General features: G+C 61.2%; 23 protein-coding genes and 1 tRNA gene. 15 read left to right on the top strand and 9 right to left on the bottom strand.

The annotated features are described in order from the left end of the window. The first annotated feature begins 39 nt into the window (after window positions 1-39). From dpdH to V7650_RS16495, 8 genes are all read left to right on the top strand, one after another. The gene (dpdH, locus tag V7650_RS16530; protein ID WP_335657316.1) at window positions 40-2,826 is read left to right on the top strand and encodes a protein DpdH; all 2,787 of its coding nucleotides are present in this window, start codon (window positions 40-42) and stop codon (window positions 2,824-2,826) included. Beyond that, the gene (locus tag V7650_RS16525) at window positions 2,816-3,529 is read left to right on the top strand and encodes a hypothetical protein (RefSeq protein ID WP_335657310.1); all 714 of its coding nucleotides are present in this window, start codon (window positions 2,816-2,818) and stop codon (window positions 3,527-3,529) included. The genes dpdH and V7650_RS16525 overlap by 11 nt, the downstream gene beginning before the upstream one ends. A gap of 7 nt (window positions 3,530-3,536) precedes the next feature. Beyond that, window positions 3,537-8,123 (top strand): protein DpdJ, encoded by a 4,587-nt coding sequence (dpdJ, locus tag V7650_RS16520; protein ID WP_335657309.1) that lies wholly within the window; start codon window positions 3,537-3,539, stop codon window positions 8,121-8,123. Then, window positions 8,123-8,650: a phospholipase D-like domain-containing protein DpdK gene (gene dpdK, locus V7650_RS16515; RefSeq protein ID WP_335657308.1), complete on the top strand. Its 528-nt coding sequence runs from the start codon at window positions 8,123-8,125 to the stop codon at window positions 8,648-8,650. Before dpdJ ends, dpdK begins: the two co-directional genes overlap by 1 nt. Then, on the top strand, window positions 8,647-10,785 hold the full coding sequence (gene dpdD / locus V7650_RS16510) for a protein DpdD (RefSeq protein WP_335657307.1): 2,139 nt from the start codon (window positions 8,647-8,649) through the stop codon (window positions 10,783-10,785). The genes dpdK and dpdD overlap by 4 nt, the downstream gene beginning before the upstream one ends. Window positions 10,786-11,005: 220 nt before the next feature. Beyond that, entirely contained in the window at window positions 11,006-11,335 is a 330-nt protein-coding gene (locus V7650_RS16505; protein ID WP_335657306.1) for a DUF3489 domain-containing protein, read from the top strand. Next, a complete protein-coding gene (locus V7650_RS16500) occupies window positions 11,335-11,766 on the top strand; it encodes a DUF2924 domain-containing protein (RefSeq protein WP_335657305.1) in 432 nt (143 codons plus the stop codon). The genes V7650_RS16505 and V7650_RS16500 overlap by 1 nt, the downstream gene beginning before the upstream one ends. Continuing rightward, entirely contained in the window at window positions 11,763-13,400 is a 1,638-nt protein-coding gene (locus tag V7650_RS16495; RefSeq protein WP_335657304.1) for a recombinase family protein, read from the top strand. Before V7650_RS16500 ends, V7650_RS16495 begins: the two co-directional genes overlap by 4 nt. Window positions 13,401-13,608: 208 nt before the next feature. On the opposite strand, the gene V7650_RS16490 is transcribed toward V7650_RS16495, so the two are convergent. Then, window positions 13,609-13,696 (bottom strand) — tRNA-Leu (locus tag V7650_RS16490). Window positions 13,697-13,939: 243 nt separating this feature from the next. On the opposite strand from V7650_RS16490, the gene V7650_RS16485 reads away from it, so the two are divergent. Then, entirely contained in the window at window positions 13,940-14,167 is a 228-nt protein-coding gene (locus tag V7650_RS16485) for a hypothetical protein (RefSeq protein WP_335657303.1), read from the top strand. Between the two features lie 17 nt (window positions 14,168-14,184). On the opposite strand, the gene V7650_RS16480 is transcribed toward V7650_RS16485, so the two are convergent. Next, window positions 14,185-14,928 (bottom strand): MJ0042-type zinc finger domain-containing protein, encoded by a 744-nt coding sequence (locus V7650_RS16480; RefSeq protein ID WP_335657302.1) that lies wholly within the window; start codon window positions 14,926-14,928, stop codon window positions 14,185-14,187. A gap of 198 nt (window positions 14,929-15,126) precedes the next feature. On the opposite strand from V7650_RS16480, the gene ftsE reads away from it, so the two are divergent. From ftsE to V7650_RS16460, 4 genes are read left to right on the top strand one after another with little or no spacing between them, the layout of a single operon-like run. Continuing rightward, window positions 15,127-15,840 carry a cell division ATP-binding protein FtsE gene (gene ftsE, locus V7650_RS16475; protein WP_335657315.1) on the top strand — a complete coding sequence of 238 codons (714 nt, stop codon included), beginning with the start codon at window positions 15,127-15,129 and terminating at the stop codon, window positions 15,838-15,840. Window positions 15,841-15,852: 12 nt separating this feature from the next. Further along, entirely contained in the window at window positions 15,853-16,749 is an 897-nt protein-coding gene (locus tag V7650_RS16470; RefSeq protein ID WP_335657301.1) for a cell division protein FtsX, read from the top strand. 9 nt (window positions 16,750-16,758) lie between these two features. Then, window positions 16,759-17,292 carry a YdcF family protein gene (locus tag V7650_RS16465; protein ID WP_335657300.1) on the top strand — a complete coding sequence of 178 codons (534 nt, stop codon included), beginning with the start codon at window positions 16,759-16,761 and terminating at the stop codon, window positions 17,290-17,292. Beyond that, window positions 17,292-17,981, top strand: coding sequence for a lysophospholipid acyltransferase family protein (locus V7650_RS16460; RefSeq protein ID WP_335657299.1), 690 nt, complete (start codon window positions 17,292-17,294; stop codon window positions 17,979-17,981). Before V7650_RS16465 ends, V7650_RS16460 begins: the two co-directional genes overlap by 1 nt. Before the next feature lie 36 nt (window positions 17,982-18,017). On the opposite strand, the gene V7650_RS16455 is transcribed toward V7650_RS16460, so the two are convergent. The 7 genes from V7650_RS16455 to hisC form a co-directional block, all read right to left on the bottom strand. Further along, window positions 18,018-18,617 (bottom strand): mobile mystery protein B, encoded by a 600-nt coding sequence (locus V7650_RS16455; RefSeq protein WP_335657298.1) that lies wholly within the window; start codon window positions 18,615-18,617, stop codon window positions 18,018-18,020. Continuing rightward, entirely contained in the window at window positions 18,614-19,084 is a 471-nt protein-coding gene (locus tag V7650_RS16450) for a mobile mystery protein A (protein ID WP_335657297.1), read from the bottom strand. Before V7650_RS16450 ends, V7650_RS16455 begins: the two co-directional genes overlap by 4 nt. Before the next feature lie 138 nt (window positions 19,085-19,222). Continuing rightward, complete coding sequence (locus tag V7650_RS16445; protein ID WP_335657296.1) at window positions 19,223-19,651, bottom strand: PRC-barrel domain containing protein; 429 nt, start codon at window positions 19,649-19,651, stop codon at window positions 19,223-19,225. A 208-nt stretch (window positions 19,652-19,859) separates the two neighbouring features. Continuing rightward, window positions 19,860-21,344: a spinster family MFS transporter gene (locus tag V7650_RS16440; protein WP_335657295.1), complete on the bottom strand. Its 1,485-nt coding sequence runs from the start codon at window positions 21,342-21,344 to the stop codon at window positions 19,860-19,862. Between the two features lie 266 nt (window positions 21,345-21,610). Continuing rightward, on the bottom strand, window positions 21,611-22,717 hold the full coding sequence (locus V7650_RS16435) for a L,D-transpeptidase family protein (RefSeq protein ID WP_442955322.1): 1,107 nt from the start codon (window positions 22,715-22,717) through the stop codon (window positions 21,611-21,613). A gap of 130 nt (window positions 22,718-22,847) precedes the next feature. Then, entirely contained in the window at window positions 22,848-23,756 is a 909-nt protein-coding gene (locus tag V7650_RS16430) for a prephenate/arogenate dehydrogenase family protein (protein ID WP_335657294.1), read from the bottom strand. Then, on the bottom strand, window positions 23,756-24,856 hold the full coding sequence (gene hisC / locus V7650_RS16425; protein ID WP_335657293.1) for a histidinol-phosphate transaminase: 1,101 nt from the start codon (window positions 24,854-24,856) through the stop codon (window positions 23,756-23,758). The genes V7650_RS16430 and hisC overlap by 1 nt, the downstream gene beginning before the upstream one ends. Before the next feature lie 114 nt (window positions 24,857-24,970). Here hisC and metX point away from each other — a divergent pair, with 114 nt between their 5' ends. Further along, the gene (metX, locus tag V7650_RS16420) at window positions 24,971-26,095 is read left to right on the top strand and encodes a homoserine O-acetyltransferase MetX (RefSeq protein WP_335657313.1); all 1,125 of its coding nucleotides are present in this window, start codon (window positions 24,971-24,973) and stop codon (window positions 26,093-26,095) included. Between the two features lie 151 nt (window positions 26,096-26,246). After that, entirely contained in the window at window positions 26,247-26,837 is a 591-nt protein-coding gene (gene metW, locus V7650_RS16415; RefSeq protein WP_335657292.1) for a methionine biosynthesis protein MetW, read from the top strand. The last annotated feature ends 18 nt before the right edge of the window (window positions 26,838-26,855 follow it).

Genomic DNA, 26,855 nt, shown 5'->3' with positions numbered 1-26,855 from the left:
TACAGTCACTGCAATGAAACCAAAACACTCACTTATTTCATGCAGCCAGTCTGTCTATTGAATGCTGACGGGGGACACATTAAGCCCACTAAGGAGCGTGTAGTGCTCGTTGTGCGCAAGTCCGGCACCAGCCTGCGCAATATCGTCAAGATGATTATCGCCGAACTCCCACCCGAGCAGCAGTCGAGCTTCCTCGAAACGCTGCAATCAGCAGGTGACGGCACGCAGAGCCGCGACGATCAGAAACAACAATTGCTGAATGACCTCGCCCAGGTAATCCGCGAGGAGGCTTTGCCAGTTGAAGCCGACGAACTCGAGAAGGAACTGGTGGTCTGCCTCCCGAACTTCTTCCAAGATCCATACATGCGCAAAGCGCATTTTCTGGGCGACAATACTGTCATCGCCGAAATCGTCGATCATATCTTTGCACCGTCAAATGCCAAGGATCGCCCCGATCAGCGTCGCGTCTTCGTTGATGGTGATCTTCCGCTTGGCGGAATGGACTTCGTTCATGCATCGCGTCTCGCCCGTGATGCGATCGACCTCATCGAACTCGATCCTGCGGTCAATCTTCCACTCGCGATCAAGATTATCAATCGCAATCTGGATCGCGCGGTCGCTCGCACACTTAGCTTTTCCGGCGACCGGGTCGAAGAATTGATGACCCGGCTTCGCAGCTATCTCAAGACGCAGGGTCAGGAACTGGTCCTGCTAATTGAGGAATTCGCGCGTTTGCAGGGCATCGATCGTGCGCTGCTACAGGCGATCACGTCCCAAGGCGATGATCGCCAGTGCAAAATGCGAACCGCTATTGCGGTCACAACGGGCTTTTTCCAGAGCGTTGCCGAAACAGCGTATATGCGGACCACCCATATCGTAGACATGGATCGCTCGGCTGGCCGCGCCGAGGGCCGCTCGGTTACCAAGGCGTCGCTGAGCCAGTTTACGGCCCGCTATCTCAACGCCGTCCGCCTCGGTCGCGACGGCATCACCCAGTGGAGCGATACGGCAGCGCCGGGCGATAGTCCGCGTTCCAAATGCGATGGCTGCAGACACCAAGCCGAATGCCACGCGATCTTCGGTGAGGTGGATGGCTATGGCCTATATCCATTTACCCCGATATCCCTGTGGAACGCCGCATCGCGTGTAGATGAGTCAATGCCTGACCGACTCAACCCTCGAGTTCTACAGAATGACCTTCTCGTTGAAGTCCTCGACAATTTTGCTCCCGAGATCGCAACTGGAAAGTTCCCCCCGTTCAAACTGTTGGAAAAGCTCGGCGGGATCATCGAACTGCCCGTCGTCGCGCAGGACGAACTCGAAAACCGGGATCCCCAGAATTTTCAGCGCTGGGCTGCGTTTCTCGAACTCTATGATGGCACCGGTGCGATTGCCAATCTCGATGAACGGCTTCGTGCGGCGTTCGAAGTTCCCGAAATCCCCGGAGCTGGCGCCGCCAAACCTCCCGAACCGGCTGCTAATACGTCCGTCACCCAGTCTCCGAGGCAGTCGACTGCCAGCAAAGAAGATCTGGCGATTGCTCAGTGGGTTGCTGGCGAAGGACTCGACCAGACCGTCGCGAATAATCTGCGATTACTGGTTTTTTCGGCCGTGTCGAATGCGATCGATTGGGATATGTTAGGACTCGCCAAAGCGAGTTTTGTTGGGAAGACTGGTAAGCCCTTCCAGACCCGAAGCATTAGTTTTGACCGTCAAACTACGCAGGTGGGCTCCGAGATGGCGGTGCAACTCGTCATTCCGGGCGATCTGGTCCGAAATGCGACTGCTGCCGCTGCATTGCAAGGAGTGCTCCGCGCGAGCAAAGAGCAGTTCCGCTGGGAATTCGCCGATGGTGAGAAGATGCTCGCTGCCTTCCTTGATTGCGTTGAAATCTGGGCGAGAAGCGTCGAGAATCAATTGCGCGCCATTTGCCAGCCGACGCCGCAATGGAACCAGGCAGCCGCCGCTACCGAACTCCTTTGCGTGGGTGCGGCGATCGGCGGCAAAATCAAGCCCGACGGATCGATCGCCGACATGATCGATGCTGCATTCAGCGTAAACTGGGCAAGCGAATGCGCGAGCACCTCGCAGGATATGAGGTCGCTGTACGATAAGCTCACTAAAAACCGCGAAAAATTAGTCGGTATTGCACGGTCCCAGATGTCAAGCATGAAGGGCGGTCAAGCCGGTCCGATGCTCAATCCCGGCCGTATCCTAGGTCCGATCCGGGAGTTTCGTAAGGCCAAATGGCAGTTGCAATTGCAGCCGCCAGATGGGGAAACCCGGGATCCGGCTAAGCTCTACCTTGAGGTCCGGGATATCATCGCGACCGCGGCGGCATCTGAAATGACGGTCCGCCAATCCTGGCTTGACGAGATGGATAGCGCCTTTGGCGAGACGGCAAATCGCGCCGGAATAATAACAGCGCTCGATGCTGCGCGAGAAGCCGTTGCAGAGGCCGGTATCGGCACCAGCAATACTGGGCGGGCGTTGGGTGAGGCACTCGATAGCTTTAGATTGGTGTATTTCGATGATTCGGTATCGGCTGCACGAGCCCTCGGCAAGGAAGTTGATGCTGTCGCCGCACTTCCACATTTTGGTCGAGGGCGCCGTAATGCCGTCGAGGCTGGGACAGCCCTGGTTGCCGCGGCAAAGGCATTCCTTGATATGGTTGACCAGAATATCGGCGCCACAAGTCAGAGCCTAGACGCCAAGCATGACGCGCTCGCCGCCAGCCTTGATCAGATTGATACATCGCTAGCCGCGATCGAAGCCGATCTCGTTGCCATGTCGCCCTCGGACGGGGAGAGCGTTGATGCTGATTGATCATGCCGGAACTATAGCAACCAAGATTAAAACTTATCAGAATCTCAAGAACGCCGCTGAGGAAGCCGACCAGTTTGCCACGCGTGCGTCTCAGTTCGGCAATGTGTCGCTGCTGATGGAGCGCCTGCGTGAAACATTAAGCGCGCTTGCCGAAGCCGGTGTACCGGTGGACTTTCAGCCGAGCGATGGCCTGGGCTACGCCGCCAAGGCGCGCATGCTGCGCGAAGCGATAAAGGCGGACCCGGCAAAACTTAACGATCCACCGTTCGACATCAAGCATGAGTTTTCTGATCGTTTGAATGGCATTGCAAGTGCGGGCGAAAAGGCCGCGAGCGCCGCGTGGAAAGCATATGTTGACGAGCGTGCTGACTTTGGGTCAGACGATGTGCTGAGTGCGCTCGGTCAGGTGCCGCAGTTCGAGGCGAGCGTTGCCAAGATCCAGAAAATCCGAAGTGACGTGGCTGCCTTTGGCGCAGGCCTCCCGGGCGATCCGGAGGATGCGATTACTAAACTCGATGCCTTGGTCCAACAGCATGAGGCGGCATGGTCTTCGCTGGCCGCGTCCGATATACCTATTAGCGTGGTTTCCTTCATCCGAGCAGCTGCCAATAGCGACGCGCTGTTGAGTGCGTTCACTTCCGAAGTGCAGTCGTGGCTGAAGAGCCGCGATCTGCTCGACGCGTTTCGAATTAAGTTGCGGTAGGCCCATCATGCCGGTGTCTGCCAACTCCCTCGCGGTACTTGACCGCATCGAAGCCATTGAGATGCGGTCGCTCGAATGGGGTTTCACCGACGGATCGCTCAGTGAGAACGAAGCCTTTGAGCTTGGCGATCAGGTCTGCGACGCAGCCAGTGCCGCCGGCACCGACGGGCAGGATTTGGTTGAGGAACTCATCGATGCCAAGCTGATTTTCGAGATGACGAGCGTCGGCGGCGAGGTTCGCATTCGTTCACGATTTGCCGAGATGATGCGGTTGCTGGCCGCCAACCGACAGCTTTTTCCAAACAAGCCCTGGCAAGGCGCGCCGTCGCTTGTTGCCGACTTCCGGGTCGATTGCCGGCCGAGGCGCTTTCCCCAGCGCCTCCGATTGCCGGCCGATATCCTCACTGATCATTCGGCGGTCCTTGGCGGCTCGCTCCTTCGGCAGGACCTTTGGCGGGCGCTGACGTCGCGGGATGGCTTGCGTCTTGCCGGATTCCAGGAGCGGGCGGCACTGCGTCTCTCGACCGCGACTGACGATGGCGGCACTATCGTGACGGCTGGTACCGGCAGCGGCAAGACTATGGCCTTTTACTTACCGGGCATGATTCGGATCGGCGAAGCGATCGGCGCCGACCATTGGGTCAAGGCCATTGCGATCTACCCAAGGATCGAACTTCTCAAGGATCAGTTTGCTGAAGCGTTCCGCATGGCGCGAACAATTGACGAGACGCTCAGGGCGCACGGCCGCCGTTCACTGATCATCGGCGCGTTGTTCGGAAAGACCCCGACGCGTGCAACGCGACAAGAACTCATCCGCAAGGAATGGGTACGGCGGGGTGAGGATTTTGTCTGCCCGTGGATACGATGTCCTCGTTGCGACAGCGAGTTAATCTGGCGTAGCGCAGATATTGCTTCGGGCACAGAACATCTATTCTGCGTCCAGCATGGCTGCAGCGGGCAAATCGGCGAAGACCAAATTGTACTGACCCGCACCCGCCTGCAGCGACATCCGCCCGACATCTTGTTTACGACAACCGAGATTCTTAACCAGCGCTTGTCAGATCACTGGATGCGCGGTCTGTTTGGGGTAGGCCTCCCAAAAGCGCGCAAGCCGCTGCTTGCATTGCTCGACGAGGTGCACACGTATGAAGGGACCACAGGCGCACAAGCTGCACTGACGTTGCGCCGATGGCGGCATCTACTTGGTGCGCCAATCACTTGGGTCGGCCTCTCTGCGACACTCGGTGATGCGGCGCGCTTCTTCTCGGACCTGACCGGCGCTGCTCTCGACAATGTCGTAGAGATAACGCCATTGCTCGAGGAATTTGAAGAGCAGGGGGCCGAATATCAGATTCTATTGCGCGGCGACCCGGCTTCGCGCGCGTCGCTGCTCTCGACCACTATCCAGACATCGATGTTGCTGCCGCGGCTTCTTGATCCCCCAGGCGCGGCAAGTGCGTCTGGAGTTTTTGGCCGGCGCGCCTTTCTCTTTACCGACGACCTCGATGTCACCAACCGACTCTACGACGATTTGCGCGACGCTGAGGCGTTCACGATCTTTGGTCGCCCCGACGCGGCGCGCCTACCGTTGGCAAATATCCGCTCGGCTGGACCCGATGCTCCGATTCGCGACGTTGAGGGACAAAGGTGGCGGATTTGCGAAGATATCGGACATCCACTCGACCGGAGACTGGTGGTTGGCCGCACCACATCGCAGGACGCAGGAGTGAATCAATCCGCCAATATCGTCGTCGCCACTGCTGCCCTCGAAGTTGGTTTTAACGATCCGCTTGTCGGCGCCGTCATCCAGCACAAGGCACCTCGCGGCATGGCGTCTTTTCTACAGCGCAAAGGACGTGCCGGTCGTGACAGGATGATGCGCCCGATTACACTCACGGTTCTTTCAGACTATGGCCGGGACCGAGCATTTTACCAAGCATTCGAACATTTGTTCGATCCCTCGCTCGAGCCGCAATATCTTCCAATCCGCAATCCCTATGTCATGAAAATTCAGGCGGTGTTCGCGCTGTTCGATTGGCTGGCCGAATCGACCGCCGGCTATGAGAAAGCGTGGCAATGGAACATTCTCAGCCGGCCGCTTTCACAGCCCAGTGCAGCAGAGCGCGTCGTTCTCGACCTTACTCGTGCCAAACTCACCCAATTGGTTCAAGGGAACGCTGCCACCATCGAGGACCTGCGAACTTATCTTATGGGCGCGCTCGGAATCGACAGGCCTTTTGCAGACACCCTTCTGTGGGAGGCACCGCGTTCCTTGCTGCTCGAGGCGGTGCCTACGCTTGTCCGCCGCCTATTTCGAAATTGGCAACTCGCCATTCCCGACGTGAGTGAGGCGCTTGATTTGCAGGTCGATTACCATCCGCTTCCCGACTTCGTGCCGCGCAGTCTATTCAACGATCTCAGCCTACCCGAGGTACGGGTCATCATTCCGCCAGCGACCGTCAATCATGAAGAACGCATCGAACAGATGCCGATCCTCCAAGCGCTCAATCAATTCGTTCCCGGTCGCGTGACACGTCGTTTTGCACACGAACGCGGTGCCTTGTCTCACTGGATTCCAGTCGATCCGGCCATTCCCGAACAGGAGCGCCGGATAAGTGACTATGCGCTTGAGCATGAGTTTGTTGGCTCCTTTACCGGTAGTCTCAACGATCGGACTGGTGGGGAGCCAGTGCTGGTATTTCGTCCCTGGACCGTACGTCTCGAGCGCGCTGCTCGAACTGAAGCACTACCTAGCAGCAACGCCCGGATGCTTTGGCAATCGGACATCGTGGCGAATGGAGACCGGCTCAGCGTTCCAGTGCCTACTCGATCGGAATGGCGGCACCACGTGCGGGCGATCGATTTCCACCTACACCGTTTTCGCTCGAGCGTCAGTGTTCGCCGCTTCGCCGCCACGGCGCAGGCCAGCATCCGCACGCTGCAGGATGACTTTCCGGTTACGCTGCACTTCAGAAGCGACGATGACCGACCGGCTGCCGTCGGCTTTGAACTCGAAGTAGATGGTTTCCGGCTCGACCTAACTCTACCCGAAGAAGAGATGCTCACAGGCAATAGTCTGCCACCTGAAGTCCTCGCGACCAGCAAACTCGGATATATTCGCGACTTGATCCGGCTTGATCCCGAACTGCCTGATGACCTCAATCTATTTCAGCGCGAGTGGCTGATTCAATTCCTAATTTCGGCATTGCTCGCAGATGCCTCGGCCAACGATCGTCCGCTGGCTGAATCCATCTCCGACCTGCTAGACGATGATCGGATTGAGGCGGTGTTTAGCGCCGTCATGGATGACGTATTTGGCGCCACGCCGCCGACGCCGCCCGATATCGACGACACACAAAACAGCGATGCCGACGATGACGGTTTCAGCGATGGTGTAAATCCCGCTGCCGGACTCGCCGGGGCGGGCCGTCCTGCTGGAGGGGGGCGGTTGCAGCAGGCCATGGTTCAGCAACTGGGCCGACCGATTGTTCGTGAGAGGCTTCGCGCGTTGGCAGCCCAATTGCTTGACGTCGATACTGAGGCATTCAGCGCCTGGCTTCGTCGCCTGATCTTAGAAACCCTCGGCGAGGCTATGCTTCAGGCATGTATCGCGGCGGCGCCCCGACAGGCAACTGTCGACACTTTGCTCGTCGATATTCGCGATGATGAGGAATCAGATGTCTCTAGCGTCTGGATCACGGAGACGACGCTTGGCGGCGCTGGTGTCCTTGAAGCCTTTGCCGATAGATTCGCTTCCGAGCCACGTCTGTTCTTCTCGGCGCTCGATGCGGCCCTGGCACCCAGCGATCTTGAGCTTGTTGATTGCGGGTTGCGCGAAATTCTTACGCTCACCATCAACGATGGCGAAATTGGCGAACAGATCGCGCGCCTCCGTGCCACCAATTCGCACAGTGAGCGCGCCATTTTGTGGCGCACATTGTCGCATAACCTCGCGCAGCGTGGCGGGATTGATCTCAGTCATGCGCTATCGATCTCGCTTAACAATCGATTGTTGCGTGCTGGCTCCGGACCACAACTCGACCAGTTGCTGCTCGATCTACAGAACCATTGGGACGCGACACAGGACCGGTTTGGCGTGGCAATCGGTTTGCGAGAATATGCCTACATCGCCAGCCGCGATGCTACGTTGTCGAACGCCGTTCGCGCGTTCTTAGCGGCAACGCTGCCAGCCGCCGCAATTGCTCAGGTCACAGTCTTATCAGCTATAACGAGCTTGTTGTGGCCGCGCGCCAACGAAGTACGCCAGCGCATCCTGCAATCTTACAACCCATTCCGTCAGACGCGGTCGACTGACCCTGCCGTAGTACGTCATCTGTTGCTCAGTCGGGCGATTGCCACGATCGCATTCAGCGATCCGGATTGGGAAAGACAACTTGCTCACGCCTTTGAAGCCCATGGAAGGGCGCGCCTGGTTGCTGCCGCGGGTGAAGCCGGACAGCTTCGAGCTGCGCTCGTCCAAATCTCAGCGACGCCGGCGAGCGTTGGCGTACTACAGTTCTTCCCGGCAATCGAGCGGGTCGAACGCTCGGACGGTAGAATCTTCGTGACTTTAACCTTGAGGGAGCAGGTCTGATGCCACATCCTTCGCGCGATCTCCATGGGCCAGCACAGTCGCGTGCGGTACGAGATCTGTTCCAGAGCCTGTTCGTCGCCGAACTCATCCATCCAAGCCCAAAGCTGTGGCTTTTCTTTGCCTGGATTAGTGATGTCGAAATCATCGACAATTCGTCGCGCGAATTTGCGGCACTGGAGCCTGATTGGCCAGCGGCTCCAATCCGACTGTCACAACTGCTGAGGGCACTTCTTGCGCGTGGCGTCCAGATCAGGCTGGTGATCCGCGAAGATGGCCACAATGACTATTTCATCGCGCGCTTGCAGACGCTTAAGTCGCGTTACGGCGATCAGATTAAATGGACCGTGGAGAAGAGCTTCCACGCCAAGGGACTGCTTGGCGCAGACTATTTCCTAAGCGGATCAATGAATCTCACGCTCAACGGCATTTCGATCAATGGTGAGCATCTTGTCCTGCGAACCGACCCGGCGGCGATCGCCGAGCAGTCGATCGAACTTGAATCGCGTTGGGAAGGCCAGATGACATGATGGGATCGAACCTCGATGCGGCCCGAGCAGTGTTAGGGGACCTCCTCGCCCTCCAACCATGCGCCGGCGTAGCTCCCGAAGTCGCGGCGCTATGCGCGGACGTCACCCAGACCGTGGTTGCCGAGGCATTTCCAGGCGCGCTCGTTCCCGTACTAGATAGCGCCGGGTCTATGCAAATTGATGTGTCGGCGCCGACCATTTCGGATTGGCGACGTCTAAAGCCCATCTTGTTGGCTTTCGCGGGGCCGACGCTTACCGGTTTCGATGGCGTGCCGGAGTCCTTCGACCCGGCTGATCTGGTAGGCGCCCGCCTCGTGCTTGGCGCGCCTGCGGTGACAGCGATCATGCGCTTGCCGATGGACGACCGCTCGCGCATCTCGGCATTGCGCGCGGTGCTCCGCGCGCGCGACACCCTCGCTCGCGCGCCTGAATTGCAGCGCTCGGCGCCGGTTCCGACCAGTTGGCTCCTCTCCCGTTTCCAGGACTATTTGAATGTCGGGCGGCGTGACGCAGCCACCGGCATCCTCGAGCGTCTCCGCAGTGAACTCCGTCTCGACGCACTTAACATCAAGTTTCTTGAAGTCCAGTTACTGGCTGCTTTCGACGATTGGTCTGGGATTGTTGCGCTTCCGGAGTTACCAAGCCTTTGCGTCGCGCGCAGGACGCCAGCGATTACTGTAATTCTCCTCGAGGCGCTGTATCGAACCCACATTGCGGGGCCATTCGACGCCGACAATGTAGAAGACACGCGTATTGCGTTCCAGGAATCGGTTCAGTCCTTCGTCCAGTCGATGCTGATCGCCGGTGCACCGGATTCGTTGCGTGAAGGCGGGTGGCGACTCCTTGGTCTTGAGGTGCTGTCAGATCCGAGCCGCCAGGACCTTGTCACGAATATTGCCGGGCGAGAGCAGGAATTGGGCTGGATCGCCGACATGCTGCCCGCGCCAGAGTCAGTGGCGCCGCAAGTACCTCATATTGTAGCACCACTCGATTCCGCACGCGAAGCATTGATACAGGCCGAAGCTATTGACAGTCTAGACCTGCTTGCTGAGGCGATGGCCGCAATGGCGCGCCTCGATCCGGACGAATTGGCGTTACTTCGCGAGACCATGCCCTTTCGCCCGATCGTGGAATCAACCGATGAATTTGCGAATGTTGTACCGCCGACAAACTGGATCGATTGGCTGGAGCGCGTCCCAGAACCAGCGTTTTCAAACGCTCTCGATGTCGCCAGCCGAGGCAAGGATGAATGGGAAATCAATGCGGCGGCGGGCGATCCGGTTGCGGTCCGGGCGCTCGTTGCAGCACTCGAAAAAGTTCAAACTGATGATCTCGCTGCCGAACGTTCCACCCAGGCGCTACCCTATATTGTTGCATGGTTGCAAAGGGACGTTGAATTCCCAAGAGCAGCACTGTCGCCGATATATGGCGGTCTGCTAACGCTTTTTGCTCTCGGTAGTGCGCGCGGCTCTAAGATCTATGAGTCCAGTCTGGTCCTTATTGAGGCGCTTCTGGGCTCCGGCCTGGACCAAAAAGCCTATGGCGAACTGATTGCCGACATCGACGAAATAGCCGGGGATGGCTTCGGTGTAGACATGATCTACTGGGTTGTCGAAATCGTCGAGAGTTTGATGAGCACAGCGGCGCCGGACGCAGGTGTCCGCGACGCCTTCCTTCACCGAATACTCGCTCGCATCGTTCCTATTTATGGCCGCCTGACACGCCTTCAGCGCATGGCCGTAAAGTTGTTATCGACCGAACTTGGCTGGTTGCTGCCGTCAACGACGGAAGCCGACGACGCACAGACGGATGATGGGCTTGATAACCGCTTGGCCGGCATGCGCATTGCAATCTATTCACTAACGGAGTCCTCAAGTAGGCACGCCAAAGCCGCTCTGGAAGAAATAACGGCAGACGTCATCGTTGATACCAATGCAGACCATGGTGGTAGCGCACGTCTGCGGGCACTTGCAGAAAATTCGGATCTCTTCGTCTTGACGTGGCTCTCGGCAAAACATGCCGCAACAGATTTCATCCGAGTTCATCGACGGGATCGACCGTTGATTTATGCTCAAGGTAAAGGATTCTCTAGTATCTTGAGGGCTATCGAAGATTATCTATTAGAAGCTGGCTAGCTTCTTACATCGATATTGGGCGCAAAGCTGCCGAAGCCTTCAACGCGGCACTAATAGTTTGCCATCACCCACATACCATTGGACTTTCCAGGCGCCGCAAGCATTGGTGTCGTCACTGAATCGCGGCCCCAATGCGCGGCCGATGCCCTGACCGGTGCCACCGGCAGGGCTATGGGTGGTGGGAGCAGCAAGGTGCTGTTCTGCCAAGGAGTACCACACCATGACCGATACAATTGAGAACAAGCCCGCCCCGAAGCTGTGGCGCGATATGGCACGCAGGCTGACACCAGCAGCAGAGGTGAAAGCTTCGACCTCCGCCCCCGATCCTAACGCCGAGTCTAAGCCAGTAAAGCCCGCCAGCAAGGCCAGCCTCATGCTCGGGATGCTTCAGCGAGCAGACGGAGCCACAATCTCTCAGCTCGTGGCTGCGACTGACTGGCTCCCACACACCACTCGGGCCGCGCTGACCGGTCTGAAAAAGAAGGGCTATCATGTTACCAGTATGAAAGCGGAGGGTGAGGAGCGCGTGTACCGCGTGGTGGCAGACTGATGGGACGACGCGCTTATGTCACGCTTGAGAGGCTTGCAGACATGCCGACCGAAGAACTGAGAGCCGAGTGGGCGCGGCGTTATGCCGTGCCTGCTCCAAATCTTTCACCAGATCAGTTGCGGCTCGGGATCGGCTACCGCCTGCAGGAGCAGAAGCTTGGGGGACTGAGACGTTCTACCCGGACGATGCTGCGGCGCATGGCGGCACGCTCGCAGGACGGCACCCCTATGGGCCCACCGCCCCGCAAGCTGACACCGGGCACACGGCTCGTTCGTGACTGGCACGGTGTTGGTCATAGTGTCACCGTGCTCGAGGATGGGTTCGAATATGATGGAAGGAGCTGGAGGTCGCTTACAGCAATCGCCAAGGCCATCACAGGTTCGCACTGGAACGGACCGCGGTTCTTTGGCCTGTCCGGCCCCAAGACATGAAACCGCTGCGCTGCGCGGTCTATACTCGCAAGTCGACCGAGGACGGGCTCGAGCAGGAGTTCAACAGCCTCGATGCCCAGCGGGAGGCCTGCGAGGCCTATATCCTAAGCCAGCGGCACGAGGGATGGTCGCTTGTCCCGGGCCGCTATGATGACGGCGGGTTCTCTGGCGGGAGCATGCTCCGTCCGGGACTCAAGGCGCTGCTCGCCGATATCGAAGCAGATCTCATTGATGTGATTGTCGTCTACAAGGTTGACCGCCTGACCCGCAGCCTCGCCGACTTTGCAAAGATCGTCGAACGGCTTGATGCCAAACAGGCAAGCTTCGTCTCGGTGACGCAGGCGTTTAACACTACCACCAGTATGGGAAGGCTGACGCTGAATGTCTTGCTGTCGTTCGCTCAGTTCGAGCGCGAGGTCACCGGCGAGCGAATACGCGACAAGATCGCTGCATCGAAAAAGAAGGGCATGTGGATGGGCGGGCCAGTACCGCTGGGATACCAGGTGATCGAACGCAAGCTGGTGCCCGTACCGGAAGAAGCAGAGCGTGTGCAAAGGATAATGCGGCACTATCTGCAGGTAGGAACAGTGCCCGCCCTGATCAAATGTCTGCGCCGCGAAGGCATTGTGACCAAGGTTCAGAACAGAACCAGCGGGCCGCATCGCGGCGGGATCCCCTTCGCACGCGGCAGTCTGTTCCATCTTCTGAAGAATCCGGTTTATCGCGGGAAGATCGTCCACAAGGGGCAAGTGTATGACGGCGAACACGAAGCGATCGTTGATGAGGAGTTGTGGGATGCGGTGCAGGCACAGCTCAGCCGAAAATCCCCGCCGCGCAGGCGCCCAACCAACGATCCGCAACAAGCACTGCTCCGCGGCCTGCTGATAGATCCCCACGGCCGGCCGATGGTACCAACCTATGCGACCCAGCGCACACGCCGATATGCGTATTATGAAACACGTAAAGACCTTGCTCGGCCCGAAAATCCATCAGCAACCCGGTTCGTGCAGGGGCAACTTGAGAGGCATCTTATCGTACACCTCACGGAGCTTCTGAAAGACGAGCATGCGCTCCGCCGACTGTCGGCTATCGAAGAAGCTGGGCAATTGCGGACGATGTTCGCGGCTGCCCAATTGCGTGCTAGCCGCCTCGCCCATAATAGTGAACGCGAAGCGATCATCAAAGACCTGATTGCGAGCTTGCAGGTAAGAGCTGGACATATCGATGTCACGCTGAAGGCCGAAGCCATCAGCGTGCAGACATGCGATCATCTTGCCTGGTGCATTCCCCTCCCGGAGCGAAAGCCGTTTCGCGAAGCGAAGCTCAGGATGGATGCAGAAGGCAATGGCTGCACACCCGATACAAAATTGATCCAGTTAGTCGCTGACGCATTTGATGCGCGGCAATTGATCATGAATAATCCGCAGCTCAGCATCAACCAGATCGCAAAGCAAGAAGGGCGCTGCCGCAAACAACTGACAAAGTTACTGAGCCTGAGCTGGCTCAGTCCCAGGATCATCGAATCGATGATGTCGGGCATCCAGCCGAAGACGCTCAATCGCACCATTCTACTCGAGATGACATTGCCCGCAGCATGGGTTGATCAGGAAGCCCTGCTCGGCTTCGATTCCTGAGCGCAGACATCCACTGCATCATCGTAACGCGGTGTGGGCGGGGAACTTCCAAACAGAGAATCTGGCACTTTTCAGCCACGCTCACAGCGAGGAAGCGGTGTCTCTCGCCCACGCTAGAGAGTTATGAAGCCGGAAAGGCCGCAGAACTGCGCGAGTTCAGCGATGTCGCATGCCCGAAGGCAAAGTTATAGGTGCTTGCCTGACTGTTTGGTGCGGTCGAGAAGACTCGAACTTCCACGGGATATTATCCCACAGCGACCTCAACGCTGCGCGTCTACCAATTCCGCCACGACCGCACTGTCTCTAGCTTGGGACAGCGTTGTCCCGGGTAGGCGCGTGCCCTTAGCAAAGGGGGTTCGCAGCCGCAACAGATATTCGTCTTCCCGCCATCTGCCCGTTAACCCGCGCCGCGCTTCTGTCCCGCAACCGCACAGCAGCGACGCCGGCCGGCCCTGTTTCGGCGAAAATGCAGATTGCTCCGGGTGTTAACCCTCTATTTACCTTGTTCGGCAGCCCCGGACCCGGCTTTGTTCCGAGCCATGGACAGCCTGCTTCCCATCCTGCTGCTGCTTGGCAGCGCGCCCGCCCCGCCGCCACCGGCCCCTTCTCCTGCACGGACCGAGGTGATGGCCAGCGCCCGGATCGTGCGCGCTGCGGTGGTCGATTTTGCAGCCCCGGGCCGCCGCGCCGCCGTCCGCATCATCCGCACGTCAGCGATCCACACCGATGCCGGCGGGCAGAAGCTGCAGCTGCAGGAATTTCACTGACCGCCCCGCCGGCGGCTTCAGTCCCGGTTTTCGTCGGCCCAGCCGACCTCGAGCTGGCTGGCGCCGCGCGGGACGTCCAGCTTGGCTTCGTTGAAGTTGATCTTCGCCCCTGGCGCCAGCGAGCCTGCCGGCGGCTTCATCTTCCAGCTGTAAACGATCCGGCCCCCGGCATCGCGCAGGATCACCAGCATCGGCGGCACCGACTGGTCGGTTATTGTCGGGTTAATGATCGTGCCGCTGGCGGCAAAATATTCGGTGCCGTCGGGCAGCGTCCGGCGGTCCTGCTTCTGGCTCAGCTCGATCAGCAGCGGGGTTTCCTCGGCTGCGGCAAATTGATAGCCGGACAGCCATTGCGGTGGCCCCAGCGTGTAGAGCGCGGCGCCCGCGGCCACCACCAGCAGGGCAAAGGCAACCGCTGCCATGGTCCACAGCTTGGCCGGATTGCGGCGCGGCTTGAACGGCGGCTCGTGCGCGAAACTGCTCGCTTCCGTGGCCCCGGCGGGGGCGACCGAAATCGGTGGCGGTGGCGGCGCGCGGGTGACCGGGGAGGCGGGCGCAGCCGGCGCCCAGTCGGAATCGACACCGGGCCGGTCCGCCGCCGGGAGCGGGGTCACCGCTTCGGCCGGCTGTTCTTCCGGCACCGGCGCTTCCTGATACCAGCTGTGGCGACAGGAGGCGCAGCGCACCGAACGACCGTTCGGCCCGATGGCGCTGTCGGGAACGAGATAGCGGGTTTTGCAAGCCGGACAGTTCAAAATCATGACACCCCTCTAAACACGGCATGGCGACAAACTGCAAGTGGCTGCATGACGGAATCGGGACCGGATCCGGTTTTTGCGCGTTTTCCTGCCGGAGCCCCCGGCGGCGCCCGACTGCGGAGTTGATTTGCAGGGTCTTCCCGGCCTATTGGTTCGGCGACCGGGCACGATTTCGCCGCGAATTGGGAATGTGAGAGCATGTTGGACGAAATTGTTCGATTTGAGAATGTCGGCCTGCGCTACGGCGCGGGGGCGGAAACGCTGGCCGATCTCAATTTCACGCTCTACCCCGGCAGCTTCTATTTCCTGACCGGTGCCTCGGGCGCGGGCAAGACCTCGCTGCTCAAGCTGCTCTACCTGTCGCAGCGCCCCAGCCGCGGCGTGATCCGGCTGTTCGGCGAGGATGCGGTGACCATGGCGCGCGAGCGGCTGCCCGGCTTCCGCCGCCGGATCGGCGTGGTTTTCCAGGATTTCCGCCTTGTTCCGCATCTCTCCGCCTTCGACAATATCGCGCTGCCGCTGCGCGTCGCCGGGGTCCGGGAAAAGGATCTCGAGGTGCCGGTGGCCGAGATGCTCGACTGGGTCGGGCTCGGGGACCGGTCCTCGGCGCGGCCGGCGACGCTGTCCGGCGGCGAACAGCAGCGCGTCGCCATTGCCCGCGCGGTGATCGGCCGCCCGGAGATTCTTGTCGCCGACGAACCGACCGGCAATGTCGATCCCGACATGGCGATCCGGCTGCTGCAATTGTTTGAGGCGCTGAACACGCTGGGCACGACGATCGTCGTCGCCACCCATGACATCCATCTGCTGAGCAAGGTTCCCGGCGCCCAGATGATGCGGCTGGAAAAGGGCCTGCTCGCCGACCCGACCGGTTCGCTGCGCTTTCCGCCGCAGCCCAAAGACCAGCGGCAATAGGCCGCCCGGCGCATGATCAAGCTGTTTGCCATCCCCGCCCATGACCGGCGCCTGATCCCCGAGGGCCGCCTGTCCGGTCCGATGCCATGGGTGATCGCGATCATGATCTTCCTCACCGTGCTCGCCGCCGGCGCCGGGCTCGCCATGACCCGGGCGATGGGCGATGTCTCGGACCAGCTGGCGAGCCGGGCGACGGTGCAGATCATCGAGGCCAATCCGCAAATCCGCGGCGATCAGGCCGCGGCGGCGGCGCAGCGCCTGCGCGCGATGCCGCTGGTCGACGAGGTCCGGGTGCTGCCGCCCGAGGAGATCGAGGCGCTGATCGAGCCTTGGCTGGGCAGCCGGGATCTGGCCGGCGACATCCCGCTGCCGGCGCTGATCGACCTGAAACTGGTCCGCGCGGGCAGCGAGTCCGACTATTCGGCGCTGCGCAGCGCGCTGGCGCCGGTCGCCCCGGACGCCCGGGTCGAGCCGAGCAGCGGCTATATCGCGCCGGTGATTTCGCTGGTCCGCTCCTTCCAGTGGATCGCCTTCGGGCTGGTCGCACTGCTTGCCCTGGCGACCGGCGCCGCGGTGATCATCTCCGCGCGCTCGGCCCTCAACACTCACAGCGAAACGATCGCCGTGGTGCATCTGCTCGGCGGCACCGACCAGCAGATCAGCCGCCTGTTCCAGCGGCGGATCGCGCTCGACGCCCTGCTTGGCGGCCTGATCGGCCTGGTCGGCGGTGCCGCGATCATCTGGCTGATCGGCACGCAGCTGACCGCGCTGGGCTCGGGACTGGTGGAATCGGTCGGCCTCGACTGGTGGAGCTGGTTGATAATTGCCGCGATTCCGATATTGGGGATGTTCCTTGCCATGATAACCGCCCGCTGGACGGTGATCGGCGCCCTGACGAAGATATTGTAACCCCGCTTCATGATCTTGCGCTTTTTCTCTTTCCTGCTGCTGCTGTGGATCATCGGCTTCGCCTGGTTTGCCATCGACCTGCCGCGCCCCGCGCCCGACGATTCCCATACCGGCTCGGTCGTGGTGCTAACCGGCGGCGCCGGCCGGATCGACCGCGCGCTCGACATCGTCACCGCCAAGAGCGCCGGCCGGCTGCTGATCTCCGGCGTCGATCGCGACGTCAAGCCGAAGGAACTCGCTGCCGAATATGACAGCGCCGGCGACCTGTTCGACTGCTGCATCGATCTCGGCTTTCAGGCCGTCGATACCCGCTCCAACGCGCTCGAGATTGCCCGCTGGGCGGCGCGGCGCGGCGACCGGTCGGTGCGGCTGGTAACCTCCGACTGGCACATGCGCCGCGCCCGGCTCGAGCTGGAGCGGGCGATGCCGCCCGATGTCCGGATCCTGTCCGACGCGGTGCAGACGCAGCCGTCGCTGGGCACGCTGTTTATCGAATATAACAAATATCTGATGCGCCGGCTGGCGGCGCTGGCAGGCGTCTGATGCTGGCCGTCATCCGCTCGCTGCTGTTCATGGCGATCTTCTACATCGGCTCGGTGCCGATCATCATCGCCACCTTCCTCGGCGCCTTCTTCTGGCCGCCGACCATCTATTACATGGCGCAATATTGGAGCCGCTATCATTATGTCTGCGCCCGCCTGATTCTCGGCATCCGCGTCGAGGTCAGGGGCGAGATCCGCAACGAGCCTCTGCTCTACGTGTTCAAGCATGAAAGCATGTTCGAGACGATCGACCTGCTGCGGCTGTTCGACAAGCCGGTGGTGATCGCCAAGAAGGAGCTGCTGGTCATTCCCCTGTGGGGCTGGATCGCCACCCGCCACGGCCTGCTCGGCATCGACCGCGACGGCGGCGGCGCGGCGATGCGCCAGATCATCAAGCAGGCGAGAAAGGCGGTCGCCGAGGGCCGCCCGATCGTGATCTTCGCCGAGGGCAGCCGCGCCCGCCACGGCGAACGGCCCGAGCTGCAGACCGGCTTTGCCGGCATCTACAAGATGATGGGCATCCCGCTGGTCCCGGTCGCGCTGAACAGCGGCATCGTTTCCCCGCGCGACACCTTCGTCCAGAAAAGCGGCGTCGTCACCTACGAGGTGCAGCCCGAGATCGAACCGGGCCTGGAACGCGACGACATCCGCGACCGGGTGCACAAGGCGATCAATGTGCTGAACGATTGAAGGGGCGCGGGGAAATTGTGCTAGCTTCCGGCCCTGTTATCTCTCCAATCCAACAAACCGGAACAGCGCCGTATATTCGCGCGCGTCGGCAGCGCGCAGGGCCAAGATATAGGCCGTCCGGCGGGCGCTGATGCTCTCCAGGTCGTGGCCCGCTTCCCAGTCAATGGGTGGATGATTGAAATGCCACCGGAGATACTGATCGGCAGCGATGCGGGCGTGGCGGCCATTTCCGTTGGCGAACAAATGGATCTTGACCAGCCGGTGATGGAAGCGAGCGCCCGCCTCTAGAGGAGCGTAGGTCGCATTTTCTGCCCAGAAGCGGGCGTCATCCAATAGCGCTCGCAACTGGACCGATATCTGGATCGGATCGACTCCGATATTTTTCTCCGTTAGCCGGAACGAGCCCGCCCATCGCCAGACGCCGCCAAAAAGTTGTCGATGCAATTCGCGGATGAATGCTTCGGTCAAGCTGTCTGTCATTCTTCTGCGGTTCAGCCACGCCAGCCCGCTTTGAACATTGACCTGTTCCAGATGATTGAGGTCGGCGCGGGTTGTGACATGCCTGAAGCGCAAGCCTTCCCGTTCATCCGGGTCAAGCGGGGTTGCGCCATCCGGCTCCTCGCCCGCTGGACTCATTCGGGTTCCCAGAAATCAGCAGGCGCCTCGCGTACAAGATCGCGGGCAATCTGCTCGATTTGTTCAGCCTGACGTTTTGGCCCGATAGCTTGGGCTTCCAGCGCCATATGTCGGCTGGCTTCATAGACCAATGCTTCGGCTTTTTTTCTTGCCTGTGCCTCGACAAGTTCTGTAACGCTGCCGGTCTCGGGAATAATGGCATAGACGAAGCGGCAGCCCATGGCCTTTGCCATCACGTCCATTGTGTGCAGGCTGACCACACGATCCCGCTCCGACCGCTCTGCTCCGGCAACGGTCGCTCGGCTGCGGCCGGTCATTCTGCCGAGCTGCGCGCCGGATATGCCAAGCGCCTTCCTGACCGTCGCGATCCATCCCTCGGGGGGCACCGAAAGATTGTGCGTGCTGCCAGAGGCGGCTGTATCGACGAGCCGTTGGCATTGCTGCTTTGCGACATTCCTTACTGACATCGTATGTTTATATCCAAACATAAAACATGATATGTATGATCATATACATACAAACATATTAAAATGTCAATATGCAGGCATACCGTGATCAATAGATTGGGCTTGTCCGCCGCAAGTGCCCCGAAATCCCCTGTTTGCCTAGATTGGTCCTATCGTTGCGTCGGGCAATGCCGCCAAATCCTGTGCCGTCATGCTCGTTTGCACATCGGCATCGCTCAAGCCGCCGCCTTGTGTGACAGTCAGGCCAGTTAGCGGGATTTCGACATAACGATCGGGTTCGCTGTCTTCGACCTCAACCAGCAGGGCGGTAACGGCGCCCGAAGCATCGCGGCGAACCTGTTCGACATCGCCCAGTTCGCTGCCGTCTGCGGCCACCAGATCGGCATCAAGCAACTGTCTTTCGGTCAGGCCCAGCGCCGCTATTTCATCGCCGGCAGCGGTGGCACTTTGTGCCGCCTGTTGCTCAAGACGATCCTCGGTTGCATCCGCTTGCCGCTCAGCTTCGGATTCGCAAGCGGCAAGCGCAAAGGCGGAAAGAGCGAGAATTGCGATTGATGAACGTGTCATTGGAAAACTCCATCGGGTTCGTACTTCCAAACCAACCGCTCGATGGTGTCTTGGTTCCCTGCAATGCCCCGCGCGGATCCTCTCCCTCTGATATCAGGCTGACGAGACAGGGCGAGCGCGCGCCAAAGCTGGCCGATCGCTTCGCGCCTTCGCGCGAGTCCTTCAAGCTCCCTCCCGATAAATGCTAGCGTCAAACTGCAGGCCGCCCCTACCGCCCCATATCCCGCTGAATCGTGCGGCTGGCCATATAGAAGTGGAAAATCGCCCACAGATACAGGCATTTGAACAGCACCATTGACCATCTGAGGCCATCGGCATTGGCTGTATCGCAGGCGGCCTGCGCGGCCGCCGTCAGATTGCTCGCCTTGCACGCCTCCAGCGTCAGCGCCGGATCCAGACCCGACAGGAAGGTGGCGTTCAATATCGTCGACAGGCCGCCGATCAGCGGCGGGCCGAGGCCGTAGCCGAGCAGGTTGACGATGAACAGGGTCACCGCCACCGCCGTCGCCCGCATCCGGCTGTCGACCACGCCGCTGGGCACCGCGTAGAGCGGACAGAGATAGGTATAGAGCAGCATCTGCCCGACCATCATCAGCGGCACCGCCAGCCACAGGGATTCCGCCAGATAGCCGGTGACATGCATCGGGATTACCCCGATCAGCGCGAACATCGGGATCAGCGCCAGCGCCTTCGGGAAGCGCTGGGCATATTTGTCCGCCAGATAGCCCGACATATAGGTGCCGATCGCCGCCATCAGCGCCAGCGCCATGGCGATCTTCACCGACGCGTCGAAGATCGACAGCTCGTGCGTGCGGATCAGGAAGGAGACGAAAAACTGGCCGACGCCATAATTGACGAACGAGGCGATGGTCACGCCCAGGGTGACGTGCCAGTAGGAGGGTTTCTGTGACAGGATCCGCAGCACTTCCCTGAACCCGACCTGCTCGCGGTTCTGCATCTCCGCCGGATCGGTATAGCCGCGCGGCGGCTCGGCGATGGTCAGCTTGACGATCGCCGCGACGATGATGCCGGGGACGCCGACGACGACAAAGGCGATCCGCCAGCCCTCGATATTCTGCCAGTCGAGCGCGTTCACCGCCCAGGTCCAGTTCCAGCTTGCCAGCATCGCACCGACGATCGGCCCGTCGAGATTGCCGACGATATAGCCGCCGAACACATAGGCCACCATGCCGCCAAGCGGAATGCCCAGCGCGTAGACCGATACCGCGGTCGACCGCTCGGCGGGGACGAAATAGTCGGCGATCAGCGAATTGGCCGGCGGCGAACAGCCCGCCTCGCCGATGCTGACGCCGATGCGGAACAGGAACAGGGCGATGAAGCTGAAGGCAAAGCCGCACAGCACGGTCATCAGGCTCCACAGGAACACCGATCCGGCGATGATCCAGACCCGGTGATGCTTCTCGGAGAAGCGCGCGATCGGAATGCCGACAAAGGTGTATAGAATGGCAAAGGCCGGCCCGCCGAGCAGCCCCATCTGCCAGTCCTCGACGCCAAAGCTTTCCTTGATCGGCTCGGTCAGGATGTTGATGATCGTGCGGTCGATGAAATTGAAGATATAGACAGTCAGCAGGATGCCGAGAATATAATTGCGGTAGCTCCTGCTGCCATAGCCGGCTTCCGGGGTGCCGCGGTCGGCGGAACGGGGGGTGCTGGTCGCTGTCGCTTCGGTCAAAGGCATATTCTCCTGGCTTCTCCCAACTGCTTGTTGCGCCGGGAATTTTTCTGGCAGGATACCGGATTTTGTCCGTTTGTATATTCGATTATTCCGTCACTGCGCGCACCAGGTCGGTGACCGGCTTGTCGCAGGGCTCATCAAAGCCCGTCCTGCCATATGCCGAACTCACCGCCCGGATCACGGTCTGGGCAAGCTGGTGGGTGAAACGGCCGGTAGCGGCGCCCAGGCGTGCGGCGATCTGCGCTCCCGATAATTCCCGGTTCCTACTCCTGAAACACCGCCTTGACACCGGGCTTGACCATCTGCGCCAGTCGCGCGGCGTCCCAGTTGGTCAGGCGAACGCAGCCATGGCTTTCCGCCCGGCCGATCGTGTCCGGCGCGCCGGTGCCGTGGATGCCGTAATGCGGTTTCGACAGGTCGATCCAGACCACGCCCACCGGGCCATTGGGCCCCGGCGGCAGCAGCTGTGCGTCCTTGTCGTCGCTGACATCCCAGAACAGTTCCGGATTATAGTGGAACTCCGGATTGTGGCTGACACCCTTGATTGTCCACTGGCCGATCGGCAGCGGATCGTGGCTGCTGCCCATCGTCGCCGGGAACTGGCCGATCAGCTTGCCATCGGCATCATAGGCCTTGAGCACGCCCTCGGACTTGTCGACCACCAGCTTGCTCGCCGTCGGCTGCTTCGATGCCACGCCGAGCTTCTGCAGGGTTGCCGACCAGTCGCGCTCGTCGGTTCCCGCCAGCGGAGCGACATCGGCGATATTGGGCACCCGGATGACCTTGCCGGCTCCGATCTTGGTATCGGGACTGTTCAGGGCGACCAACGCGTCTGGTGTGGTGTGGAAACGTTCGGCCAGCGCTTCCATCAGATTTTTATAGCCCAGTGTCGGCAGTTCCGCCTGTTTCGCCGCATCGTCGGGCAGATCGGGGAAAAACGGTCCCTTGGCAAAGGCCGCCGGGATCGTCACCAGCCGCGTTGCCGGCACATCACTCCACTCCTGCATGGCCGCCAGCGTCGGCTGGTCGAGCTTGCCGCTTTCGTCCAGGCCCCGGCTAAGCTGGAAAGCACGCAGCGCCGCGTCATAGGACTGGCCCTCCTCGCCGTCGATCACGCCGGGCGAAAAGCCGAGCCGGTCAAGCAGGACCTGCGCGCGCAGCACCGGCGTCTCTTCAAAGGCAACGGCCGGCCCCCCGGCATCGGCAAAATGCAGCGGATCGCCGGCCGAGGCCGAAGGCGCGCTCGCAGACTGGCCGTCCGGCGCGTCGTCGCTCTGGTCGGTTGAAAAACTGCACGCCGAAAGCAGCAGCAGGCCGGGTAGGCAGGACAGGATTTTCAATGGAGTTTCCTTAACGGGGTTTGCCGTCATCAACCGGCGACAGCCGCAGAGGTTGCTCACATTCTGCAAATATCTGAATAACTTGCCGGCCCGCCGATTTCATCTTCGTGGCTTGGTGGCTATTCCATCAACCGAGGGGGCGATACCGCCCGGCAGGTCTTCAGTCGTGCGTCCGGCCGAAGTCGGGAGCGGCGTCGTCCTGGCCTTCCTCGATGATCCGGCGGCGAATCGCCCGGGTCTTGGTGAACAGGTCGAACAGCTCGTCGCCCTTGTCCCAGCGGATCGCCCGCTGCAATGCGGTCAGGTCCTCGGAAAAGCGCTGCAGCATTTCCAGCACCGCTTCCTTGTTGGACAGGAACACGTCGCGCCACATCGTCGGGTCGGAGGCGGCGATCCGGGTGAAGTCGCGGAAGCCGCCGGCGGAATATTTGATCACCTCGCCGCGGGTCACGTCTTCGAGGTCGGAGGCGGTGCCGACGATCGTGTAGGCGATCAGATGCGGCAGATGGCTGGTCACCGCCAGCACCAGGTCGTGATGCTTGGCGTCCATGATCTCGATATTGGCGCCCAGCCTTTCCCAGAAGGCCTTCAGCCGCTCGATATCGCCCTCGTCGGCGTCGTCCGGCGGGGTCAGGATGCACCAGCGGTCGTGGAACAGCGTGGCGAAGCCGGCGTCCGGGCCGCTGTTCTCGGTCCCGGCAACCGGGTGGGCCGGGATGATCCGGGCGCCGGGCAGCGCAGCGGCCAGCGCCGCCTGCACGCTTTCCTTCGACGATCCGACATCGCTGACCACCGCATCACTCGGCAGGTCGGCGGCGATATCCGCGGCCACTTCGGCCATCACCCCGACCGGCACGCACAGGATCACCAGGCCGGCATCGGTCACCGCCGCGCCGGCGCTGTCGCTGACATCGTCGCAGAAGCCGAGCTCGAGCACCCGGGCGCGCACCGCCGGGTCGCTGTCATGACCGGTGATCCGCACCGACGGCATCGTCTGGCGCACCGCATGGGCGATGGAGGAACCGATCAGCCCGAGCCCGACAATCGTGATATTCGGGAAAGGCAGCATCAGCCGGCGGCTTCCAATATGTCTCGCAGGGCCTGGGCGACGCCGCGGGTCTCTGCCTCGGTGCCGATGGTGATCCTGAGGCCGTTGACCAGCCCCTGTCCGGGCAGCCAGCGCACCGCATAGCCCTTGTCCATCAGCGCCGCATTGGCCTGCTCGGCCGTGACCTGGCCCTCGAACAGCACCAGCAGGAAATTGGTATGGCTCGGCACCACGCGCAGCCCATGGTTGCCGAGCGCGCCCATCTCGTCGCTCAGCCACTGCCGCCATTTCGCATTATGCTCGCGGCTCATCGAAACGAAGTCTTCCGAAGCGAGCGCCGCGACCGCGGCCTGCTGGCCGGCGGTGGTGACATTGAACGGCAGCCGGATCCGGTTCATCGCGCCGATAATGTCGGCATGGCCATAGCCCCAGCCGATCCGCTCCGCCGCCAGCCCGTGGATCTTGGAGAAAGTGCGGGTGACCAGCACATTGGCCTCGCTCTCCGCCAGCTCCATCGCCCCGTCATCCTGGCCCTCGTCCATATATTCGGCATAGGCGCAATCCAGCACCAGCAGCACATGGCCCGGCAGCGCCGCGTGCAGCCGCGCGATCTCGGCGCGCGGCGCAAAGGTGCCGGTCGGATTGTTGGGATTGGCGATGAAGATCACCCGCGTGTTGCCGGTGACCTTGGCCAGGATCGCGACGACATCGGTGCCATAATCCCTGTCGTCGGCGATCACCGGCGTCCCGCCATAGCGCCGCGCCGCGATATCATAGACGGCAAAGCCATATTTGACATAGATGATCTCGTCGCCCGGCCCGCTGAACGCATTGGCGGCGAGATGCAGCACATCGTCGGACCCGGTGCCGCAGATGATCCGCGCCGGGTCAAGGCCATGCTTGGTCGCAATCGCCTCGCGCAGCTTCGTCGAACCGGGATCGGGATAGCGGTCGACCGATCCCGACGCGGCGTTCAGCGCCTCGCCCGCTGCCGGGCTGCAGCCGAGCGGATTCTCGTTGGCCGACAGCTTGACCAGCTTGCGCCCGTCGTCGCCGCTCGACTTGCCCGGCACATAGGGCGCGATCCCCATGATCCACTCTTTCGGTTTCGGTCCGTTCATTGGCTCTGCCCATAATGCTGTGATGATTACAGAGGCCGGACTAGCCATTGCGGCCCGCCAGTCAACCGCATTATCAATTGACGCTCGGGAATTCGCCGCTTAGCTGCCTTGATGATGACCGAAGATGAGCGTTTTGGACTGGACCGGTCGGTCCGCCTGCTGGGACCGTTGCTGCTGGACAGCGGCGCCAGCCTCGCGCCCGTCGAATTTGCCTATGAAACCTACGGCGAGCTGAATGCCGAGCGCAGCAACGCGATCCTCGTCTGCCACGCGCTGACCGGCGACCAGTATCTCGCCTCGACCCATCCGATCACCGGCAAGCCGGGCTGGTGGGAGCGGCTGGTCGGCCCCGGCAAGCCGGTCGACACCGACCGCCATTTCGTGATCTGCGCCAATGTCCTGGGCAGCTGTCTCGGCAGCTCCGGCCCGGCGACGGTCAACCCCGCGACCGAACAGCCCTGGGCGATGGATTTCCCGGTCATCACCATCGCCGACATGGTGCGGGCGCAGGCGATGCTGCTCGACCATCTCGGCATCGACCGGCTGCACGCGGTGATCGGCGGATCGATGGGCGGGATGCAGGCGGTCAGCTGGGCCGCGCTCTATCCCGAGCGCGTCGCCTCGGCCGTCATCATCGCCTCCGCCGCGCGGCACAGCGCCCAGAATATCGCCTTTCACGAGGTCGGCCGGCAGGCGATCATGGCCGACCCGCGCTGGCGCGGCGGCGCCTATTATGCCGATGACGACCCGCCGAGCAGCGGCCTCGCGGTCGCCCGGATGGCGGCGCATATCACCTATCTCTCGGAAGCCGGCCTGACCGAGAAATTCGGCCGCCGCCTGCAGGACCGCGACGCCAAGACCTTCGGCTTCGACGCCGATTTCCAGGTCGAGAGCTATCTGCGCCACCAGGGGATCAGCTTCGTCGACCGCTTCGACGCCAACAGCTATCTCTACATCACCCGGGCGATGGACTATTTCGACCTCGCCGAGGCCCATGGCGGGGTGCTCGCCAATGCCTTCCGGGGTTCGAAAACCCGCTTCTGCCTGATCAGCTTCGACACCGACTGGCTCTACCCGACCAGCGAAAGCCGCGCGATCGTCCACGCCCTCAACGCCGCCGGCGCCGAGGTCAGCTTCATGGAACTGTCCAGCCCCTTCGGCCACGACAGCTTCCTGCTGGAAAATCCGGAGATGAACGGTATCGTCGACGGCTTCCTGAAAGCGGGAGAGGGAAAATGACCAAAGGTCCTCTCATGTCCTGTCTCTTGCGGAACTATTTGCACGCGCGAAGCCGCGAAGCCGCGAAGGTTGATCAGAGCATGATGTTCTTCGTGCCTTCGCGGCTTCGCGCGCACAAATCTTCGGCCTCCCGCTTCATCGAGCGCGTAGCATGACCAGACTCCGCCCCGACCTGCAGATCATCGCCGACAATATCGCCCCCGGCAGCCGGGTGCTCGATATCGGCTGCGGCGACGGCGCGCTGATGGCGGCGCTGCGCGACCAGAAGGGCTGCGACGCCCGCGGGCTGGAGATCGACCCTGCCAATGTCGCCAGCGCCGTCGCCAAGGGCCTGTCGGTGGTCCAGGGCGATGCCGACACCGACCTCGCCGCCTATCCCGACGCCAGCTTCGACTATGCCGTGCTCAGCCAGACGCTGCAGACCACCCGCCGACCCGACATGATGCTCGAGCAGCTGCTGCGGGTCGGCAAGCAGGCCTTCGTCAGCTTCCCCAATTTTGCCCACTGGCGCATCCGCACGTCGCTGCTGGTCGGCGGCCGCATGCCGGTCACCCGCCTGATCCCGCAGACCTGGTACGACACGCCGAATATCCACCATGTCACCATCGCCGATTTTCGGGCGCTGGTGCAGGAGGGTCGCTATGCGCAGGAGGGGCAATGGTTTCTCAGCGGCGACAAGCTGACCAGCAAGGCAGCGGCCAATCTGCTCGCCGAACATGCGGTGTTCTTGCTCAGGGGGTGAGGATGTGCTCCGGCATCA

The sequence above is a fragment of the Parasphingorhabdus sp. genome (assembly GCF_036964565.1).
In the GTDB taxonomy this organism is placed as follows: domain Bacteria; phylum Pseudomonadota; class Alphaproteobacteria; order Sphingomonadales; family Sphingomonadaceae; genus Parasphingorhabdus.
The sequence above is the reverse complement of the archived record's forward strand: the minus strand, read 5'-3'. Positions and strand labels throughout refer to the sequence as shown.